This is a genomic window from Pseudomonas sp. AC083 (assembly GCF_979253165.1).
Genome location: NZ_CEEDDH010000155.1, coordinates 1 through 268, shown reverse-complemented (window position 1 = coordinate 268; position 268 = coordinate 1). Strand labels below are relative to the sequence as shown.

General features: G+C 70.1%; 1 protein-coding gene. It reads left to right on the top strand.

All coding sequences use genetic code 11. The features are described from left to right. Nucleotides 1–152: DUF3151 family protein (locus tag AC0IXA_RS27535; RefSeq protein ID WP_471814918.1), on the top strand; the 152-nt coding region annotated here is incomplete at its 5' end. Nucleotides 153–268: the final 116 nt, after the last annotated feature.

The following is a 268-nucleotide window of genomic DNA, read 5'->3' as shown; positions in this document are numbered from 1 at the left end:
CTTGGGACCACCGGGCCAATCGCGGGTTCCTGCGCTGCCTCGCCGCCCTCGCTCGCGCCGCCGGCGAGATCAACGAGACGGACGAGACGGAGCGGTGCTGGCAGTTCCTCAAGGACAGCAGCGCCGAGGCGTACACCGAGCTGAAGCGGTAACGATCGCCGCGGTCGAGACGTCTGTGCCGCGGTCGAGACGTCTGTGCCGCCGTCACTCAGACAGCGGCGGCGGCACGGAACGCGGAAGATGCCGCGACCTCAGACAGGCCCTCGGC